General features: G+C 53.6%; 19 protein-coding genes. 10 read left to right on the forward strand and 9 right to left on the reverse strand.

The features are described from left to right. The first annotated feature begins 10 nt into the window (after nt 1–10). The 6 genes from hypB to NNO08_RS13035 all read left to right on the forward strand — a co-directional run bounded on the left by hypB (nt 11) and on the right by NNO08_RS13035 (nt 6,032). On the forward strand, nt 11–883 hold the full coding sequence (gene hypB / locus NNO08_RS13010) for a hydrogenase nickel incorporation protein HypB (protein ID WP_124020831.1): 873 nt from the start codon (nt 11–13) through the stop codon (nt 881–883). Continuing rightward, entirely contained in the window at nt 874–1,146 is a 273-nt protein-coding gene (gene hypC, locus NNO08_RS13015) for a hydrogenase 3 maturation protein HypC (protein ID WP_061068460.1), read from the forward strand. The genes hypB and hypC overlap by 10 nt, the downstream gene beginning before the upstream one ends. Next, complete coding sequence (gene hypD / locus NNO08_RS13020; protein ID WP_271456868.1) at nt 1,147–2,268, forward strand: hydrogenase formation protein HypD; 1,122 nt, start codon at nt 1,147–1,149, stop codon at nt 2,266–2,268. After that, on the forward strand, nt 2,265–3,275 hold the full coding sequence (gene hypE / locus NNO08_RS13025) for a hydrogenase maturation carbamoyl dehydratase HypE (protein ID WP_061068461.1): 1,011 nt from the start codon (nt 2,265–2,267) through the stop codon (nt 3,273–3,275). The genes hypD and hypE overlap by 4 nt, the downstream gene beginning before the upstream one ends. A gap of 205 nt (nt 3,276–3,480) precedes the next feature. Then, the gene (gene flhA / locus NNO08_RS13030; RefSeq protein ID WP_271449788.1) at nt 3,481–5,559 is read left to right on the forward strand and encodes a formate hydrogenlyase transcriptional activator FlhA; all 2,079 of its coding nucleotides are present in this window, start codon (nt 3,481–3,483) and stop codon (nt 5,557–5,559) included. Nucleotides 5,560–5,603: 44 nt separating this feature from the next. After that, nucleotides 5,604–6,032 (forward strand): TOBE domain-containing protein, encoded by a 429-nt coding sequence (locus NNO08_RS13035; RefSeq protein WP_003037421.1) that lies wholly within the window; start codon nt 5,604–5,606, stop codon nt 6,030–6,032. A gap of 124 nt (nt 6,033–6,156) precedes the next feature. On the opposite strand, the gene NNO08_RS13040 is transcribed toward NNO08_RS13035, so the two are convergent. After that, nucleotides 6,157–6,501, reverse strand: a complete 345-nt coding sequence (locus NNO08_RS13040; protein ID WP_271441804.1) for a nitrous oxide-stimulated promoter family protein — start codon at nt 6,499–6,501, stop codon at nt 6,157–6,159. Between the two features lie 187 nt (nt 6,502–6,688). On the opposite strand from NNO08_RS13040, the gene NNO08_RS13045 reads away from it, so the two are divergent. Genes NNO08_RS13045 through sitD form a run of 4 tightly spaced genes read left to right on the forward strand, consistent with a single transcriptional unit; the run spans nt 6,689 to nt 10,126 of the window. Next, the gene (locus NNO08_RS13045) at nt 6,689–7,606 is read left to right on the forward strand and encodes a metal ABC transporter substrate-binding protein (RefSeq protein WP_271456869.1); all 918 of its coding nucleotides are present in this window, start codon (nt 6,689–6,691) and stop codon (nt 7,604–7,606) included. Then, nucleotides 7,603–8,418 (forward strand): iron/manganese ABC transporter ATP-binding protein SitB, encoded by an 816-nt coding sequence (gene sitB / locus NNO08_RS13050; protein ID WP_271441802.1) that lies wholly within the window; start codon nt 7,603–7,605, stop codon nt 8,416–8,418. The genes NNO08_RS13045 and sitB overlap by 4 nt, the downstream gene beginning before the upstream one ends. A 2-nt stretch (nt 8,419–8,420) precedes the next feature. Beyond that, nucleotides 8,421–9,284 carry an iron/manganese ABC transporter permease subunit SitC gene (gene sitC / locus NNO08_RS13055; protein ID WP_271456870.1) on the forward strand — a complete coding sequence of 288 codons (864 nt, stop codon included), beginning with the start codon at nt 8,421–8,423 and terminating at the stop codon, nt 9,282–9,284. Beyond that, entirely contained in the window at nt 9,275–10,126 is an 852-nt protein-coding gene (gene sitD / locus NNO08_RS13060; protein ID WP_271456871.1) for an iron/manganese ABC transporter permease subunit SitD, read from the forward strand. The genes sitC and sitD overlap by 10 nt, the downstream gene beginning before the upstream one ends. A gap of 95 nt (nt 10,127–10,221) precedes the next feature. Here sitD and NNO08_RS13065 read toward each other — a convergent pair whose 3' ends face one another. From NNO08_RS13065 to NNO08_RS13100, 8 genes are all read right to left on the reverse strand, one after another. Continuing rightward, nucleotides 10,222–11,334 (reverse strand): M20 family metallopeptidase, encoded by a 1,113-nt coding sequence (locus NNO08_RS13065; RefSeq protein WP_271456872.1) that lies wholly within the window; start codon nt 11,332–11,334, stop codon nt 10,222–10,224. Nucleotides 11,335–11,346: 12 nt separating this feature from the next. Beyond that, entirely contained in the window at nt 11,347–11,811 is a 465-nt protein-coding gene (locus tag NNO08_RS13070) for a YjiG family protein (protein ID WP_271442632.1), read from the reverse strand. Further along, on the reverse strand, nt 11,808–12,527 hold the full coding sequence (locus tag NNO08_RS13075) for a nucleoside recognition domain-containing protein (RefSeq protein ID WP_271449783.1): 720 nt from the start codon (nt 12,525–12,527) through the stop codon (nt 11,808–11,810). The genes NNO08_RS13070 and NNO08_RS13075 overlap by 4 nt, the downstream gene beginning before the upstream one ends. Nucleotides 12,528–12,819: 292 nt before the next feature. Then, on the reverse strand, nt 12,820–13,179 hold the full coding sequence (locus tag NNO08_RS13080) for a hypothetical protein (protein WP_271442634.1): 360 nt from the start codon (nt 13,177–13,179) through the stop codon (nt 12,820–12,822). After that, the gene (locus tag NNO08_RS13085; RefSeq protein ID WP_271442635.1) at nt 13,163–13,687 is read right to left on the reverse strand and encodes a chemotaxis protein CheW; all 525 of its coding nucleotides are present in this window, start codon (nt 13,685–13,687) and stop codon (nt 13,163–13,165) included. Before NNO08_RS13085 ends, NNO08_RS13080 begins: the two co-directional genes overlap by 17 nt. 11 nt (nt 13,688–13,698) lie before the next feature. Next, nucleotides 13,699–15,423 (reverse strand): GGDEF domain-containing response regulator, encoded by a 1,725-nt coding sequence (locus tag NNO08_RS13090; protein ID WP_271456873.1) that lies wholly within the window; start codon nt 15,421–15,423, stop codon nt 13,699–13,701. Beyond that, complete coding sequence (locus tag NNO08_RS13095; RefSeq protein ID WP_271456874.1) at nt 15,389–15,751, reverse strand: response regulator; 363 nt, start codon at nt 15,749–15,751, stop codon at nt 15,389–15,391. Before NNO08_RS13095 ends, NNO08_RS13090 begins: the two co-directional genes overlap by 35 nt. A gap of 22 nt (nt 15,752–15,773) precedes the next feature. Continuing rightward, nucleotides 15,774–17,918 (reverse strand): hybrid sensor histidine kinase/response regulator, encoded by a 2,145-nt coding sequence (locus tag NNO08_RS13100; protein WP_271456875.1) that lies wholly within the window; start codon nt 17,916–17,918, stop codon nt 15,774–15,776. Nucleotides 17,919–17,921: the final 3 nt, after the last annotated feature.

Consider the following 17,921-nt stretch of genomic DNA (forward strand, 5'->3'; position numbering starts at 1 on the left):
GGAGTGAGCGATGTGTACGACATGTGGTTGCGCTGAAGGCAACCTATATATAGAGGGTGATGAACATAACCCCCACTCGGCGTTCCGCAGCGCGCCATTTGCCCCGGCGGCTCGCCCGGCACTGAATATTACCGGTGTGAAAACCTCCAGTTTCGCACCGAGCCAGACCGCTGAAGGCGATCTGCACTATGGTCACGGTGAAGCAGGAACTCACGCGCCAGGTATGAGCCAGCGCCGCATGCTGGAAGTCGAAATAGACGTACTGGACAAAAACAATCGTCTGGCCGAGCGCAACCGCGCCCGATTCGCTGCCCGTCAGCATCTGGTACTGAACCTCGTCTCAAGCCCAGGCTCCGGTAAGACGACGCTGCTGACCGAAACGCTGATGAAGCTGAAAGACAGTGTGCCATGTGCCGTCATTGAAGGCGACCAGCAGACGGTTAACGATGCCGCTCGTATTCGCGCCACCGGCACCCCTGCAATCCAGGTCAACACCGGTAAAGGTTGCCACCTTGATGCGCAAATGATTGCCGATGCCGCGCCACGTCTGCCGCTTGATGACAACGGCATTCTGTTCATTGAGAACGTTGGTAACCTGGTCTGCCCGGCCAGCTTTGACCTCGGCGAGCGTCATAAAGTCGCCGTGCTCTCTGTTACCGAAGGCGAAGATAAGCCGCTGAAATACCCGCACATGTTTGCTGCTGCATCACTGATGCTGCTCAACAAAGTGGATCTGCTGCCTTACCTTAATTTTGATGTTGAGAAGTGCATCGCCAGCGCCCGGGAAGTGAACCCGGACATTGAAATCATCCTGATTTCCGCCACCAGCGGTGAAGGGATGGATCAATGGCTGTCATGGCTGGAGAATCAGCGATGTGCATAGGTGTTCCGGGTCAAATCCGCACCATTGATGGCAACCAGGCTAAGGTCGATGTTTGCGGTATTCAGCGCGACGTCGATCTGACGCTGGTCGGGAGCTGTGATGAAAAGGGTGAGCCGCGTCTGGGCCAGTGGGTACTGGTTCACGTCGGTTTCGCCATGAGCATCATTAATGAAGCTGAAGCGCGCGATACGCTCGACGCGCTACAAAACATGTTTGACGTTGAGCCGGATGTCGGCGCGTTGCTGTATGGCGAGGAAAAATAAATGCGTTTTGTTGACGAATATCGCGCACCAGAACAGGTGATGCAGTTGATAGAGCATCTGTGCGAGCGTGCCGCTCACCTCTCCTACACCGCTGAACACCCGCTGCGCATTATGGAAGTTTGTGGTGGTCATACCCACGCTATCTTTAAATTCGGCCTCGATCAGCTTCTGCCCGCAAATGTGGAGTTTATTCACGGTCCAGGCTGCCCGGTGTGCGTTCTGCCGATGGGCAGAATTGACAGCTGTGTCGAAATCGCCAGCCACCCGGAAGTGATTTTCTGCACCTTTGGCGACGCGATGCGCGTCCCTGGAAAACAGGGCTCACTGCTACAGGCCAAAGCACGCGGCGCGGATGTCCGTATCGTCTATTCCCCGATGGATGCACTGAAGCTGGCCGAGGAAAACCCAACGCGCAAAGTGGTGTTCTTTGGCCTGGGTTTTGAAACCACCATGCCGACAACCGCCATAACTCTGCAGCAGGCCAAACAGCGCGATGTGCAGAACTTTTACTTTTTCTGCCAGCACATCACCTTGATCCCAACGCTGCGCAGCCTGCTGGAACAGCCGGACAACGGTATCGACGCCTTTTTGGCGCCAGGTCACGTCAGTATGGTGATTGGCACTGACGCCTATAATTTCATTGCCTCAGATTTCCATCGCCCGCTGGTGGTCGCCGGCTTCGAGCCGCTTGATCTGCTGCAAGGCGTCGTGATGCTGATCGAGCAGAAAATAGCGGCCCAAAGCCAGGTTGAAAACCAGTACCGCCGCGTGGTACCGGATGCCGGTAACGCGTTAGCCCAGCAGGCTATCGCCGACGTGTTCAGTGTCAACGGTGACAGCGAATGGCGGGGTCTGGGCGTGATCGAATCATCCGGCGTTCACCTGACGCCTGATTATCAGCGTTTTGACGCCGAAGCACATTTCCAGCCAGCGCCGCAGCAGGTCTATGACGATCCGCGCGCACGTTGCGGAGAGGTGCTGACTGGCCGATGCAAACCGCATCAGTGCCCATTATTTGGTAAAACCTGTAACCCGGAGACCGCATTTGGTGCCCTGATGGTCTCCTCTGAAGGCGCATGTGCCGCCTGGTATCAGTATCGTCAGCAGGAGTGTGAAGCATGAACAGCGTACAACTCGCCCACGGTAGCGGCGGTCAGGCTATGCAGCAGTTGATCAACAGTCTGTTTATGGAAGCTTTTGCTAACCCGTGGCTGGCAGAACAGGAAGATCAGGCGCGCCTGGAACTGGCGCAGCTGGTCGCAGAAGGCGATCGTCTGGCGTTTTCAACGGACAGCTACGTTATCGACCCCCTGTTCTTCCCCGGCGGCAACATTGGCAAGCTGGCAATCTGCGGTACGGCTAACGATGTCGCGGTCAGCGGCGCGATACCGCGCTACCTCTCCTGCGGTTTTATCCTCGAAGAGGGTCTGCCAATGGACACGCTGAAAACCGTCGTGAACAGCATGGCAGCAACCGCCCGTGAAGCGGGGATTGCTATCGTAACCGGCGATACCAAAGTTGTGCAGCGCGGTGCCGCGGACAAACTGTTCATCAACACCGCCGGTATGGGCGCGATTCCCGCCAATATTCACTGGGGGGCGCAAACCCTGAGCGTGGGTGATGTGCTGCTGGTGAGTGGTACACTTGGCGATCACGGTGCGACTATCCTCAACCTGCGCGAACAGTTGGGGCTTGATGGCGAACTGGTCAGCGACTGTGCGGTGTTAACGCCGCTTATCCAGACGCTACGCGATATTCCTGGCGTGAAAGCGCTGCGTGATGCCACCCGCGGCGGCGTAAATGCGGTAACACATGAATTTGCGGCCTCTTGCGGATTTGGCATTGAGCTGTCTGAAGCGGCACTGCCGGTGAAACCTGCCGTGCGTGGCGTTTGCGAACTGCTGGGTCTGGACGCACTCAACTTTGCCAACGAAGGCAAGCTGGTGATTGCCGTTGAACGTCAGGCTGCTGAAGCCGTACTCGCCGCACTCCACGCCCATCCTTTAGGACGCGATGCCGCGCTAATTGGTGAAGTGGTTGAACGTAAAGGTGTACGTCTTGCCGGACTTTACGGCGTGAAACGGACCCTCGATTTACCACACGCCGAACCATTACCTCGTATATGCTAGCAGCCGGTTGGCAATCTGTTCCTGGCCGGATAAACCACGTTTGGGTCGTTATCCGGCATTAACACTGTATTACTGCCTGATGGCGCTTTGCTTATCAGGCCTATGGTTTGAATACCCGACCCATCCGGCAATAATTTACGACTTATACCTATAATTCATTTACCGTTTTCGCACCGTTCTGCGGTGTTTTCCCTGGAAAAGCAATATGTCGTATACACCGATGAGTGACCTCGGACAGCAAGGCCTGTTCGATATTACTCGTACATTATTACAGCAGCCCGATCTCCAGTCTCTTAGTGAGGCGCTTTCGCAGCTGGTCAAGCGTTCAGCGCTGGCTGACTGCGCGGCTATTGTGTTATGGCAGGCACAGACGCAGCGTGCGCGTTATTTTGCGACGCGTGAAAATGGTAAACCCATCGACTATGAAGACGAAACGGTACTGGCACACGGTCCGGTACGTCGTATTCTGTCTCGCCCCGATGCGCTGCACTGTAACTATCATGAATTTTCAGAAACCTGGCCACAGTTGGCCTCTGGCGGATTGTATTCTGAATTTGGTCACTACTGTTTGCTGCCGCTGGCGGCGGACGGACGCATCTTTGGCGGCTGCGAATTTATCCGCAACGAGGATCGCCCGTGGAGTGAAAAAGAGTACAACCGGCTACAGACCTTCACCCAAATAGTCGGCGTCGTTGCGGAACAAATTCAGAGCAGGGTCAGCAACAACGTCGATTACGATTTGCTGTGTCGCGAACGTGACAACTTTCGTATCCTGGTCGCCATCACCAATGCAGTACTCTCCCGACTGGACATTGACGAACTGGTCAGCGAAGTCGCCAAAGAGATCCACCACTATTTCGATATTGATGCCATCAGCATCGTATTACGCAGCGATCGCAAAAATAAGTTGAGTATCTACTCCACCCACTATCTGGATGAGAATCATCCAGCTCACGAACAAAGTGAAGTGGATGAAGCTGGCACGCTTTCCGAGCGGGTGTTCCGCAGCAAAGAGATGCTGCTGATTAACCTGAGCGAACGCGATACCCTTGCGCCGTATGAACGCATGCTGTTCGAAACCTGGGGTAACCAGTTACAAACGCTGTGCCTGCTGCCGCTGATGTCCGGCAATACGATGCTTGGCGTGCTCAAACTGGCGCAGTGTGAAGAAAAAGTTTTCACCACCGCCAACCTGAAACTGTTGCGCCAGATTGCCGAACGCGTAGCCATTGCGGTAGATAACGCGCTTGCCTATCAGGAGATACACCGCCTGAAAGAACGTCTGGTCGATGAAAACCTGGCGCTGACCGAGCAACTGAACAATGTGGACAGTGAGTTCGGCGAAATTATCGGTCGCAGCGAAGCCATGTACAGCGTACTCAAACAGGTCGAAATGGTGGCGCAAAGCGACAGTACCGTATTGATTCTGGGTGAGACAGGTACGGGTAAAGAGCTGATCGCCAGAGCAATTCATAATCTGAGTGGACGTAATGCCCGTCGGATGGTGAAGATGAACTGCGCAGCAATGCCTGCCGGATTACTGGAAAGCGACCTGTTTGGTCACGAGCGCGGTGCCTTTACCGGGGCCAGCACACAGCGAATTGGGCGTTTCGAACTGGCGGATAAAAGCTCCCTGTTCCTCGACGAAGTCGGTGACATGCCGCTGGAACTCCAGCCGAAGTTACTGCGTGTACTTCAGGAGCAGGAATTTGAACGCCTGGGCAGCAACAAACTGATCCAAACCGACGTTCGGTTGATCGCCGCCACCAACCGCGATCTAAAAAAGATGGTTGCCGATCGGGAATTCCGTAACGATCTGTATTACCGGCTGAACGTTTTCCCGATCCATTTACCTCCGCTGCGCGAGCGTCCAGAAGACATCCCACTGCTGGTGAAAGCCTTTACCTTTAAAATCGCTCGCCGGATGGGGCGCAATATCGACAGTATTCCTGCCGAAGCGCTTCGTACCCTGAGCAGCATGGAGTGGCCGGGTAACGTCCGCGAACTGGAAAACGTGGTGGAACGCGCCGTTCTGCTGACCCGAGGCAACGTACTGCAATTATCCCTACCGGATATCACCACGCAGGTACCGCCCCCCCCTCCGGTTGCAACCGAAGTCGCACAGGATGGCGAAGATGAATACCAGCTGATTATGCGGGTACTGAAAGAGACCAATGGCGTTGTCGCCGGTCCTAAAGGTGCTGCGCAGCGACTGGGGCTAAAACGAACCACGTTGTTGTCGCGTATGAAGCGATTAGGTATTGATAAGGATGCGCTGGTTTAGCCATTGTGGCTATACTGGGTGATAACTCAACGAAAGGAGGCAGTATGGCGGTATCAGCACGTAATCAATTAACCGGTACAGTCAGTGCAGTTGCAACTGGCGCAGTGAATGATGAAGTTGAACTGACGCTGGCTGGCGGCGCAAAACTGGTCGCGATTGTGACTCATAGCAGTCAGCAGGCACTGGGTCTGGCGAAAGGAAAAGAAGCCATTGCGCTGATCAAAGCGCCGTGGGTGACGCTGGCGACTGAAGACTGCGGTCTGAAGTTCTCTGCCCGCAACCAATTTGCCGGTAGCGTTTCACAGGTAACTGAAGGCGCCGTTAACGCCACCGTACACATCAAAACTGATGCCGGTTTTGACATTGTCGCGGTCGTGACGAACGAAAGTCAGCAAGAGATGAAACTGAGCCAGGGAAGCCGGGTCATCGCGCTGATCAAAGCCTCGGCCATTCTTATTGCCACCAAAGCGTAACCGCCATCCGGTACCGGATAGTTAAATTGCCCGATGGCGCTACGCTCATCGGGCCTACGCGACGGAGCACTTGCTCTTGTAGGCCGGATAAGGCATCGCCGCCATCCGGCACAAAATAACCAGATTACTTCTTGCGCTGATATTTCTCAGGTAATTCCGGGACTGGACGCTTGTCATCAATCAGATGGCGAATGGTCAGAATCGGGTGACGCCAGAGCATTCTCGGCCCGGCCCAACGCATAATTTGCCTCATCTCTTCCCGTTTGGCTGGCTGATAGCAGTGTACCGGGCACTGTTTGCAGGCCGGTTTTTCCTCGCCAAACACGCACTTATCCAGGCGCTTTTGCGCATAAGCAAACAACGCATCGTAATGCCCCTGCTCATCTGAAGCTTCCGGACACTGGCTTTCGTACAGCGAGATCATTTTTTGGATCGTCATTTTTTCACGAGCAATACGTTTGCCGGACATGAGACCTCCACAATTAAGTTGCATAAATAATACACCTTAAAAATACGCAGCACTATTACCTGAAGGTGATACATCCTTAGCACCCTACGCAAATAAGAATTATTTTCATTTACTTATGCCATGTGCTATATAACATAGCAAAGGCTATATTCGATGATTAATTAACCACTTTATTGTGAGGGATACTATGCCGCATCTGCCTCGTCTGAAATCAGTTCTCCTTGCCAGCCTGTTGACGGCACTTACGCTGTCACCTGCCTGGGCGAAAGAAAAGTTTAAGGTCATCACGACGTTTACGATCATTGCTGATATGGCAAGCAATGTGGCAGGCGATGCGGCGGACGTCAGTTCAATTACCAAGCCCGGAGCAGAAATTCACGAATACCAGCCCACACCAGGCGACATTAAGCGGGCGCAGGGTGCGCAGTTAATTCTCTCCAATGGTCTCAATCTGGAACTCTGGTTCGCCCGCTTCTACCAACATCTGTCCGGCGTACCGGAAGTGATGGTCTCAAACGGCGTACAACCGATGGGCATCAGCGAAGGGCCATACAATGGAAAACCCAATCCACATGCCTGGATGTCAGCAGACAACGCACTGATTTACGTGGATAACATCCGCAATGCGTTAATGAAATATGACCCGGAAAACGCGGCGACCTACCAGAAGAATGCCGAGCGCTATAAAGCGGAAATTAAGCAAACGCTCGCGCCGCTACAAGCTGAACTTGCCAAAATTCCTGCCGATAAACGCTGGCTGGTCACTAGCGAAGGGGCGTTCTCCTATCTGGCACGCGATAACGATCTGAAAGAACTGTACTTATGGCCGATCAACGCCGATCAACAAGGTACGCCGAAACAGGTACGCAAGGTGATCGATACCCTACGAGCGCATCAGATCCCCACGGTATTTAGCGAAAGTACCGTGTCCGACAAACCCGCGCGTCAGGTGGCCCGAGAATCTGGCGCACATTACGGCGGCGTGCTGTACGTCGATTCACTCAGCGCTGCCGACGGCCCGGTCCCGACCTATTTGGATCTACTGCGCGTCACCACACAAACCATTGTTAACGGCATCAACAACGGCCTTGGGAGTCAACCATGAGTCAATCTGCGATTACCGTGAATCAGGTTACGGTGACGTATCGCAACGGCCACACCGCACTGCGGGATGCCACGTTTCAGGTTCCGGGCGGCTCGATTGCCGCGCTGGTTGGTGTAAATGGTTCCGGGAAATCAACACTGTTTAAGGCGTTGATGGGGTTTGTCCGGCTGGCACAGGGGGAAATCTCTATCCTGCAACAGCCGGTCAGCAAGGCGCTAAAACAGAATCTGATTGCGTATGTGCCCCAGTCTGAAGAGGTGGACTGGTCATTTCCGGTGCTGGTCGAAGATGTGGTCATGATGGGACGTTTTGGCCATATGGGCTGGCTGCGCCGGCCAAAGGCGCACGATCACGCCTGCGTGGATGCTGCTCTGGCACGGGTCGATATGCTGGAATACCGCCATCGCCAGATTGGTGAACTTTCCGGTGGGCAGAAAAAACGCGTTTTCCTGGCAAGGGCCATTGCACAAGATGGGCAGGTCATTTTGCTGGATGAACCCTTCACCGGCGTAGATGTAAAAACCGAGGCCCGTATCATCGGTCTGCTGCGCGAATTGCGCGATGAGGGCCGAACCATGCTGGTCTCCACCCATAACCTGGGCTCGGTCACCGAGTTTTGTGATTACACGGTAATGATTAAAGGCACCGTGCTGGCCAGCGGTCCAACTGACACCACCTTTACCACCGAGAACCTTGAACAGGCATTTAGCGGCGTTCTGCGTCACGTCGCATTGAGCGGGGGCGAGCAACATGTGATTACCGATGATGAGCGCCCGTTTATTTCACGTCGCGCGGCACGCGAGGGGGAATAGTCATGAACTGGCTGACAGAACCCTTTGGTTACCAGTATATGCTCAACGCCATGTGGGTTTCGGCGATGGTCGGCGGCCTGTGCGCGTTCCTCTCGTGCTACCTGATGCTCAAAGGCTGGTCGCTGATTGGCGATGCACTATCGCATTCCATCGTGCCCGGTGTTGCCGGGGCCTATATGTTAGGGCTTCCCTTCGCGCTGGGGGCATTTCTTTCCGGGGGACTGGCTGCGGGCAGTATGCTGTTTCTCAATCAGCGCTCACGCCTGAAGGAAGATGCCATCATAGGGCTGATATTTTCCTCTTTCTTCGGTATCGGGCTGTTTATGGTGTCGCTCAATCCGATGTCGGTGAACATCCAGACCATTATTCTCGGCAACGTGCTGGCGATTGCGCCGGAAGATATTTTGCAACTGGCGATCATCGGTATTATCTCACTGACCATCCTGCTGCTGAAATGGAAAGACCTGATGGTGGTCTTTTTCGATGAAAACCATGCCCGCTCGATCGGTCTGAATCCTGGTCGGCTGAAGCTGCTATTTTTTACGCTGCTCTCCGTTTCCACCGTTGCCGCACTGCAAACCGTCGGCGCATTTCTGGTCATTTGCCTGGTGGTCACGCCTGGCGCGACCGCCTGGTTGCTGACGGATCGTTTTCCACGCCTGCTTACTATCGCGGTAGCTATCGGTAGCCTGACCAGCTTTTTTGGTGCCTGGCTAAGCTACTGGCTGGACGGCGCAACCGGAGGAATTATTGTGGTTCTGCAAACGCTGTTATTCCTGCTGGCGTTCGTGTTTGCGCCCAAACACGGTCTGCTGGCAAATCGCCGCCGCGCCCGACAGGTGAACAAGGAGTACTCATGTTCTTAACCACATTACTGGAACCCTTTCAGTTCAGCTTTATGGTCAACGCGTTGACCATCTCCGTTATCGTCGCCGTACCCTGCGCACTGCTGTCGGTCTTTTTGGTATTGAAAGGTTGGGCGCTGATGGGGGATGCCATGAGCCATGCGGTCTTTCCGGGGATTGTACTGGCCTGGATTGCAGGTATTCCGCTGGCGATTGGCGCTTTTGTCGCCGGATTGTTCTGCGCAGTAGCAACCGGGTATCTTGACGATAACAGCCGTATCAAGCGCGATACCCTTATGGGGATCGTCTTTTCCGGTATGTTTGGCGCCGGGCTGGTGCTGTATGTGTCAATCCAGTCTGAAATTCATCTGGACCATATTTTGTTCGGTGACATGCTGGGCGTTTCGCTGGGCGATATTGCGCAGACTGCGGTTATCGCTTTGGGGATAGCGCTTATCATCGGGCTCAAATGGAAAGATCTGCTACTGCATGCATTCGATCCGCACCAGGCAAAGGCCAGCGGTCTTAACACCACACTGCTGCATTATGGTCTGCTGTGTATGATCGCCCTGACTATCGTCGCGACGCTAAAGTCGGTAGGTATTATTTTGTCGATCTCTTTGTTAATTGCCCCCGGTGCGATTGCGATTTTAATGACACGCAGGTTCGCCCAGGCATTATTACTGGCTACCGCCATATCGGTTGCAACGTCATTTCTGGGTGTATACCTGTCATTTTTCATCGACAGTGCCCCCGCGCCGACGATTGTCGTTTTATTTTCCCTGCTGTTTGTCATCACCTTTATTTATTCAACGCTGCGCGATCGTCATTCAGAAAGCCAGTTTCAGTCGCATGATGCATAAATAACATTTAATAGTATGCTAGCTAATATTCCTGATGTTGATAAATGACCATGGCATTAATATAGCCTCCTGCAGGAGGCTATATTAGCCGTAGATTACAACATCGTGATGATACGTTTTAATAAACGAATTCGCGGTTCGATGGAGGCAATATCCAGCCACTCATCTGCACTATGAAAACCTGCACCGATGGGTCCCAGCCCGTCCAGTGTCGGAATGCCTAACGCCGCCGTGAGGTTCGCATCGCTGCCACCACCAACAGCCTGCCAGGTTACCGCAATTCCCTCTTCCTGCCCGGCGCGTTCAACCAGAGTCATCAGGTGTTGCGTGTCTTCGCTCGCCGCCATCGCAGGTTTATGACTTACGCGGGTGAGCGTAGTCGTCACGCCCTCAAGGAAACCTTGCTGACAAAGAGACTGAAGCGCCTGATGCACACGATCATATTCTTCGTTTTCCCAGAAACGCACATCCAGTTCCGCATGCAGCTTCGCCGCCACTACGTTCGCCGCACTTCCGCCCTGCACCACGCCCACGTTCAGCGTGGTGCCACGCGCTATGTCAGCCAACGCGTTAATCGCCAGGACGCTATGAGCAAAAGCGGTTATGGCAGAGCGCCCTTTTTCCGGTTCATTACCGGCATGCGCCGCTACTCCCTCAAAGGTCAGTTGATAGCCGCCCACGCCTTTGCGCGCTTTCACCAGCGAACCGTCTGCCCGGGCAGCCTCACATACCAGCACGCAACGCGCACGTTTCGCCAGTCCACCAATCCATTCGCTGGAGTGAACGCTACCGGTCTCTTCATCCGGGTTCATGGCGACGGCGATAGATAAGCGTGCCTGATGCTCCGCGGGCAAGGTACGCATGGCCCAGACGATGTTCAGCAAACCACTTTTCATATCGGAGACGCCTGGTCCGTACAGGCGATTTTCATCACGGCTCATCGGCCGTTCAGCCACGGTTCCCGCCGGGAAAACGGTATCCAGATGGCCGACCAGCAGCACATCATATTCTGTCGCATGAGGTTTATTGGTCGCCAGTAGCGCCGGCCCAACCGCACTGCCTAAATCAACCATCTCTGTTTGCCAGCCTTCCTGCTGCCAGAGCTCGCGCATCACCGCAGCAACATGGGCAACACCTGCGACCGTTTGCGTTCCGCAGTCAATGTTGACCAGCGTTTGCAGTTCATCAATGTACTTTTCCAAATCCATGGTATTTCCTTATCAGAGAATAATGCGCATCAGCAGCATCGCTAAAAAAGCGTTCAGAACGGAGATAATAATCATCAGGGGAATACGTTTAGCATTAGTGCCAATCACCCCGAGAATGCGGCCCAGATACTGCACCTGCGAGCCCATCAGATAAATCGCCGGAGCCAGAATCGCCAGATGCTCACCGGTCAGAATACCTTTATCAAACAGACCAATAGCGACACCGATTCCTCCGCCCATCGACATCCATCCGCCAATCAACACCGCAGCAGCTTCGCCGGGCAGACCAAAGAGCCCCATCAGCGGTGCGAATACCATGCCAAGCCCTTTCAGCGCACCAGTGATCTCCAGCGCTTTGATGATGATAAAGGCCATTACAACGTTCGGCAGCGTGCTGGTTGTCGCAATATTCCAACCTTTGCGGGCACCTTCGACAAACACATCGGTAATAACAGGATTAGAAGTTGGTGCGCTCATGATGCTTCTCCCGCAACAGTTGATTCGGCTTTTTTACTGGTGAACGTCAGGACCAGGCGCATCATGTTGGCGCCAACAATTTTCATAATGAACATCACAGCAACGCATGCGCCAATAGACGCAGGCACGGCTGGGGTGCCGTCTACGGCCATCAGCGTGAACAGGATTGCGCCAGAGGAGAAGAAGTTGGTGATCATGGCCCCAGCGGAAAACTGGAACATGGCAAAAATGTCTTTCTCATTCTGCGTGATTTCGCCTTCATCAGCGAGGTTACGCGTTAACGACGCGCCAACGTCTGTACTCTGCAAGCTGCCAATCAGCGCCAGTCCGGTATTCCCGGGAATCCCCATCAGCGGACGCAACAAAGGGGTTAACAGACGACGCGCCGCACGCAGAGCGCCGTAATGCTCCAGCACATTGATCATGCCCAGAGCAAACATAACGGCAGGAATCAGTCCCAACGCGAAAAGGAAGCCATCCATCGCACCGTGACCGCCGGTGCCACGAAACGCGCTGCTCGCCGTGGTCAGCGTATCGCCTTCCAGGCTCGCTTTACTGACCACTTTGCCAAATGCACCATTCAGGGTGGTGAAATCAAATACGCCGTACCACTCTTTTCCGCCAAGTAATCCAGAGAAAAATACTGCGGCGAATGCCAGAGCAAAATAAGCGCCCGGCCCTACCTTATTATCCTGGGAAGGTAAACTCATATCCATTTCCTTGTTAATGTGGAGAATCGCCAGGCCATTTTGAATAAACAAAGAATAAATAAAGTGATTTAAATCATCCTGACAGCGTCCTTTACTCAGAATAATTTAAAAATGTGACGCATCAGAGTTTGCCAATGAAATAAAGTCAGCATGCTGACTTTTAAATAAATCACTACTTATGTAATGAAGCGTAAATAACACAACGAGAAGGTGAGCAGGATTAAAAATAATAAAAAACAAGATTTACAGATATAATAATTCATGCAGCTGTAAAACGCCGCGCCACTCGGCATGAGTATCAACACCAGCTTAAAAGCGGGCTAAATGCCTCACTCCCCACCAGCGCGCGTAGCGCCGGCAGACGACAGCCATGAGCCAACAGCGGCGGTACGGCAAAAATGGTGTCGCTGGATAACATGACATTTTCCAGTTGCCCCCATAAGTACCAGCCGGTTTCTACGCCGCTGGCTGGAACAAACAGATGCAAATGCCAGCCCTGCTGCGGTTCATCAGCAATACCAAGCCATCGGCTAAAACGCGGGATCTCCGGCGCAGCTTGCGTCACCAGCAAACAGCGCCCGACCTGACTGGCCGGAATATAAAAATCCTGCGTTCCCAGGCGAATGCGTACCGCAGCCAGATTAATGGGAGGCGTCATACCCGCTGGTCTCCTGATAGCGATCAAAAACCAGATTCAGATCGAGCAGCGTAAACCAGGTTTCCGCCACGTTCACGACCCCAACCGCAATGGTTTGTAGCGCCGGAGGCAGTGAATCCCCCGGCAAGTGAATCTGGCTTTCGACAACATCCAGCACATCAATAAGCTTGTCGATCAGAATACCGCTTTGCATTTTCTCTGAGCAGCCAATCAGAATCGTGCGTTTACCTGCCGCGTTAGCCGCAGGTTTGTCGATCAGGCTGTCCAGTCTCATCACCGACTCCACTCGCCCACGATAGTTGATGACACCTTCGAGCATCGGCGCACAGCAGGGAACCCAGGAAATAGGCCGTTCCGCAAGGATCTCTTTTATCTGTGCCCCGTAGAATGCAAAGTTATTACCCGCCAGTTGAAATAGCACCAGCGTACGCTGCGGCTCATCAACGCTTTCACACTCCGGTTTTTCACCATGATTCAGCGCGAGAATTTGTTCCAGCTGTTGGCTCATCTCTTCTCCTTTTACTCGGCAATGCGGAAGGTATTACGGCCATTCTGCTTCGCGGCATATAGCGCCTGATCGGCACGTTCACGTAGCGTTTCAAGCCTGTCGCCAAACTGCCACTGTGCGATACCCGCGCTGAAGGTACTGTGAAAACTGGCATCATTAACGGAAAATGCGACCTGCTCGTAATCCTTACGCAAGCGCTCAACCACCCGTGCAGCCTTCTCACTCGTAGTGTTAGGCATAATGATGACAAACTCCTCCCCGCCGTAGCGACCCACGATGTCGGTACTGCGTAAGCGATGGGAAAACAGCTGTGAAATGCCGACAATGACCTGGTCGCCAACCGCATGGCCGTAGGTATCGTTGATGCTTTTAAAGCGATCCAGATCGACCATTACCAGACAAAACGGGTGACCGCTGTAGTTCGACTCGGCAATCGCACTTTTGAGAAAATGTGTGGTTGTCGAGTGGTTGTATAACCCACTCAGGCTGTCCTGCGACATGCGGGCGCGTAGGGTTCGCATTCTTTCCGCCCGGATCGAGACGGCACGGATAAGCTCTTCTGGATTCGCCTGCTTAAGAATAAAATCCTCAGCGCCGATGCTCATCGCACCAAGCTGCTCACTCTTGTTCGTCTCGCTGGAGAGATAGGCGATAGGCAGGCCAATATGCTGCGGGATTTGGCGGATAAGCTTAGTCAGCTCCGCCCCGCTAAATTCCGGCATGTGGTAATCCATCAGCACCAGATCGATGGGGTGGGCATTCAGCACATGCAGTAAATACTGTGGTTTTTCCAGTACATGCACTTCCATTCCGGCGATACGCAGCATTTCCGCGTTGTATTGCGCCACCGCCGGCTCGTCATCGATCAGCAGCACCTGATAGGGTTTTTTCAGCGACGGCTGGGTTAAGCGATGCAGTTCCTGTACTAAATCCGTAATCGAGGCTGGTTTGACGTAGTAGCCATCACACCCGGATTTAATGGCGTTGATCCGCGCTTTAAAATCGCTGTGGCAGGAGAGAAACAGTACCGGGAAAGCGGTGCCGACTTTCTGCTTGAGGTCCGACATTGTCAGCGGGCCACCGTAGGCGTTATCCGGAAAGCTGACATCCATAATCACCACCGAAGGCGGCTGTGAAAGCACCGCCTGGGTAAAATCCTGCGTGTTAGCAAACACATGGCAGGTAAAACCGAAACAGCGTAGTTGCGTGGCGAGCAACTCAACCTGGTCAATGTCATCATCGCACAGGTAGATTGGCTTATCGGCCCGACGAGCGTATCCCTCTTCTGCGCGCGGGGAAGAGATCGGTAATTTGAAGTCCGTATCGCTGATACGGTGTTCAAGATTCAACTGCTCCTGGGTCAGGGTATACAGCCACCGGATAATGCGCCGCATTTCATCGTAATGAATCTTACTTTGATCCACTTCCAGCTCCGCGAGCAAACTCTCCCCTTCTGCGGCTGCGTTCGCCAGAGGCGTAAAACCAAAAGAACCGGCAGACCCGTGAATGCTGTGCAGCAGTATGTGCAGTTGTTTACGGCAAGACTCGCTGGGCTCTGCAACCAGTTGAACGAGTAATCTTTCCGACTGGGCCAACATGTCGGGGATGCGGCGTAAAAATCCCTGTCGCAGACGCGCTATTTTTTCCTGCGCGGCAGCCATCGCTAAGTGCTTATTTTCTTGTTTCATCGTACGTGTAGGCTTATTCAGTAACCGCAGATGGTTGCAGTAGCGCATTCACTGCAGCCCCCAGATTTTCCGCCAGGTTCTCATCTTTTTTCACCCAACGGTCGTACGGAACGTCGCTGCCCGTGACCTCATTTGCGCTCAGCAAAATGAAGGGCTTAGACCACTCCTGTGCGCGTAATAGCGCCAGTAAATCTAAACCGCTAATCTCCGGCATCTGCAGATCGCTGATCACCAGGTCGATATTGTTATCCGAGTCCAGGCACGCTAAGGCGGAGATGGCACTTTCCACGATCACCACATCGTAGCCATCCATTTCTAAAAAAACGGATGCCAGTTCAGCTGCAAAAAGATCATCATCAACTAATAAAATTCGCATCTTCTCTCTCGATTTTGCGCTATCAGCACAAAAGCATTTTTAATGTTTTAATCAGGCTGTCCTGCTCGAAGTCGCCTTTGGCAATATAAGCATCCGCCCCCACCTGAATGCCACGTCGCCGGTCTTCTTCCTTCGCGCGGGAGGTCACGATGATAATGGGCGTGTGCTGATAGTTTTTCTCTCCACGCAGCGATTTGGTGAAGGTGAAACCATCCATAAACGGCATTTCGACATCCGTCAGCACAGCATCAAACTGGGTCAATTTTGCTTTTTGTAGACCCGATAACCCATCTTCTGCCAGCGTGACCTGATAGCCATGCGCTTCCAGCACGTTCTTTTCAATCTCGCGGGTATTGAGTGAGTCATCGACCACCAGCACGTGCCAGGCATCTTGCGCGACACTGACTGGCTGCACAGGAGTGCTGGTTTGCCGTGATTGTTGCGCCATCGCCATCAGCGCCGGGACCTGCAGAATACTGACCAGTTGGTTATCAGGGGTCTGTACCATCCCGGACACCAGCGATTGCTGCTGCATATGCTTCGGCAACGGCTTGATCATCATCTTGCGTTCATCGAGCAGCTTATCAACGCGTAGTGCCATTTTGCTGTACTGGTTCTGCACCACGATTAATCGTTGCCCTGCCGGTGGGGCACTGCTTTGACGATCGTGAATACCTAGCAGAGCACCGGCACAAATCACCGGAATAAACTCGTTATGCAAAATGATGGCGGGTCGCCCGGCAATGTCGTTAATCCCTTCGGGGGTGCATTCCACCACCTCAACCACATACTGAGCGGCCAGTCCGAACAGGTGGCCCTGTTCTTCAAATTGCAGGATACGCATCATTGCCAGCGAAACGGGCAGACGCAGGCTAAAGCACGTCCCGACCCCCTGCCGGCTATGTACCTGCAAATCCCCCTGCAGGTCGGTGACCACCGTTTTGCGCACCACATCAAGGCCTACGCCACGCCCGGAAAGCTCTGAGACAATTTTGCTGGTGGAAAAACCGGGATGGAAAATCAGCTCATTACACTCTTGTTCAGAGAGCTGTCCGGCCATTGATGCCGGAACCAAACCTTTGCTGACCGCTTTTGCGCTGATCGCCTCATAGTTCAGGCCGCGCCCGTCATCTTCGACGCGCAGTAGTATTCCGCTTCCATCCTGTTGCGTACTGATGGTGATGGTGCCGCGCGTCGATTTTCCCAGCGCCAGCCGCTCATCAATTTCACCAATACCGTGATCGACCGCGTTACGCAGCAAGTGCGTCAGCGGCTCCGATAACCGGTCAATAAGCTGTCGGTCGATTTCCACTTCGCCCCCTACAAAGCGGCAAACGACCTGTTTGTTCAGCGTGGAGGCCAGTTCGCTGACCTGCAGTGAAATCGGCTCAAATAGGGTGGACAGCGGCAGCATACGGATCCGCGCCGCCACGTCGTACAGTTCATACATCTGCAAATGTTGAACCTGAACGCTCTCTTTCAGTTGAGCGCTGAAATCATGGATCTGCTGACGCAACTGTTCTGCGCTAAGCCCTAACAACCGGGGCACCAGTTGGCTCAGGTTTTGTATCTGCTGTTCCAGGCGATCATGGCCTGCAAGCACTTCCCCGAGAATGTCGATCAGGTCGTCAAGTTTATTCAGCTTTACCCGTACTGAATCAGCCTGTTTTATACCTGAATCCACAGCGATCGTCGGCACGGGTGCCGGAGTCGCTGTCGGAGGAAGCGGTTTTTCCGCAGGTCCCGCCGCCTCGACAACCAATGTGACAGCCTCCCCGCGGCTGGCGCTGGCAAGGCGTTCACATAAACTCGCATCTGCCGGGGGGAGTTGATTATCTCCGTCACTGACAAAAAGCTGGGTGAGTTGACCGGAAAGATACTCCACGGACTCATGGATCAGATTGCCAAGCGCCCTGTCAGGCGTCAGTTTCTTATCCCGCAGTTCGCTAAGAACGTCCTCGAGGTGGTGCGTGACATCAGCAATGCTTTGCAGTTTCAGCATCCTCGCGCCCCCCTTCAGCGTATGCGCGGCCCGAAACATTTCCCCAATCCATGCGTCAGTATGTTCATCAGCGGAGAGCAAAAACGCGCCCTCGCTGATCGTCTGCAAATGACCTCTCCCTTCATCAATAAAACGCAGAACGAATTTTTTCAGATCGATAGCCATAAT

It is taken from the genome of Citrobacter sp. Igbk 17, from assembly GCF_028069775.1.
In the GTDB taxonomy this organism is placed as follows: Bacteria; Pseudomonadota; Gammaproteobacteria; order Enterobacterales; family Enterobacteriaceae; genus Citrobacter.

Coding starts and splice junctions, on each gene's coding strand:
- hypB (WP_124020831.1), top strand. CDS start 11: ATGTGTACGACATGTGGTTGCGCTGAAGGCAACCTATATATAGAGGGT.
- hypC (WP_061068460.1), top strand. CDS start 874: ATGTGCATAGGTGTTCCGGGTCAAATCCGCACCATTGATGGCAACCAG.
- hypD (WP_271456868.1), top strand. CDS start 1,147: ATGCGTTTTGTTGACGAATATCGCGCACCAGAACAGGTGATGCAGTTG.
- hypE (WP_061068461.1), top strand. CDS start 2,265: ATGAACAGCGTACAACTCGCCCACGGTAGCGGCGGTCAGGCTATGCAG.
- flhA (WP_271449788.1), top strand. CDS start 3,481: ATGTCGTATACACCGATGAGTGACCTCGGACAGCAAGGCCTGTTCGAT.
- NNO08_RS13035 (WP_003037421.1), top strand. CDS start 5,604: ATGGCGGTATCAGCACGTAATCAATTAACCGGTACAGTCAGTGCAGTT.
- NNO08_RS13040 (WP_271441804.1), bottom strand. CDS start 6,501: ATGTCCGGCAAACGTATTGCTCGTGAAAAAATGACGATCCAAAAAATG.
- NNO08_RS13045 (WP_271456869.1), top strand. CDS start 6,689: ATGCCGCATCTGCCTCGTCTGAAATCAGTTCTCCTTGCCAGCCTGTTG.
- sitB (WP_271441802.1), top strand. CDS start 7,603: ATGAGTCAATCTGCGATTACCGTGAATCAGGTTACGGTGACGTATCGC.
- sitC (WP_271456870.1), top strand. CDS start 8,421: ATGAACTGGCTGACAGAACCCTTTGGTTACCAGTATATGCTCAACGCC.
- sitD (WP_271456871.1), top strand. CDS start 9,275: ATGTTCTTAACCACATTACTGGAACCCTTTCAGTTCAGCTTTATGGTC.
- NNO08_RS13065 (WP_271456872.1), bottom strand. CDS start 11,334: ATGGATTTGGAAAAGTACATTGATGAACTGCAAACGCTGGTCAACATT.
- NNO08_RS13070 (WP_271442632.1), bottom strand. CDS start 11,811: ATGAGCGCACCAACTTCTAATCCTGTTATTACCGATGTGTTTGTCGAA.
- NNO08_RS13075 (WP_271449783.1), bottom strand. CDS start 12,527: ATGGATATGAGTTTACCTTCCCAGGATAATAAGGTAGGGCCGGGCGCT.
- NNO08_RS13080 (WP_271442634.1), bottom strand. CDS start 13,179: ATGACGCCTCCCATTAATCTGGCTGCGGTACGCATTCGCCTGGGAACG.
- NNO08_RS13085 (WP_271442635.1), bottom strand. CDS start 13,687: ATGAGCCAACAGCTGGAACAAATTCTCGCGCTGAATCATGGTGAAAAA.
- NNO08_RS13090 (WP_271456873.1), bottom strand. CDS start 15,423: ATGCGCTACTGCAACCATCTGCGGTTACTGAATAAGCCTACACGTACG.
- NNO08_RS13095 (WP_271456874.1), bottom strand. CDS start 15,751: ATGCGAATTTTATTAGTTGATGATGATCTTTTTGCAGCTGAACTGGCA.
- NNO08_RS13100 (WP_271456875.1), bottom strand. CDS start 17,918: ATGGCTATCGATCTGAAAAAATTCGTTCTGCGTTTTATTGATGAAGGG.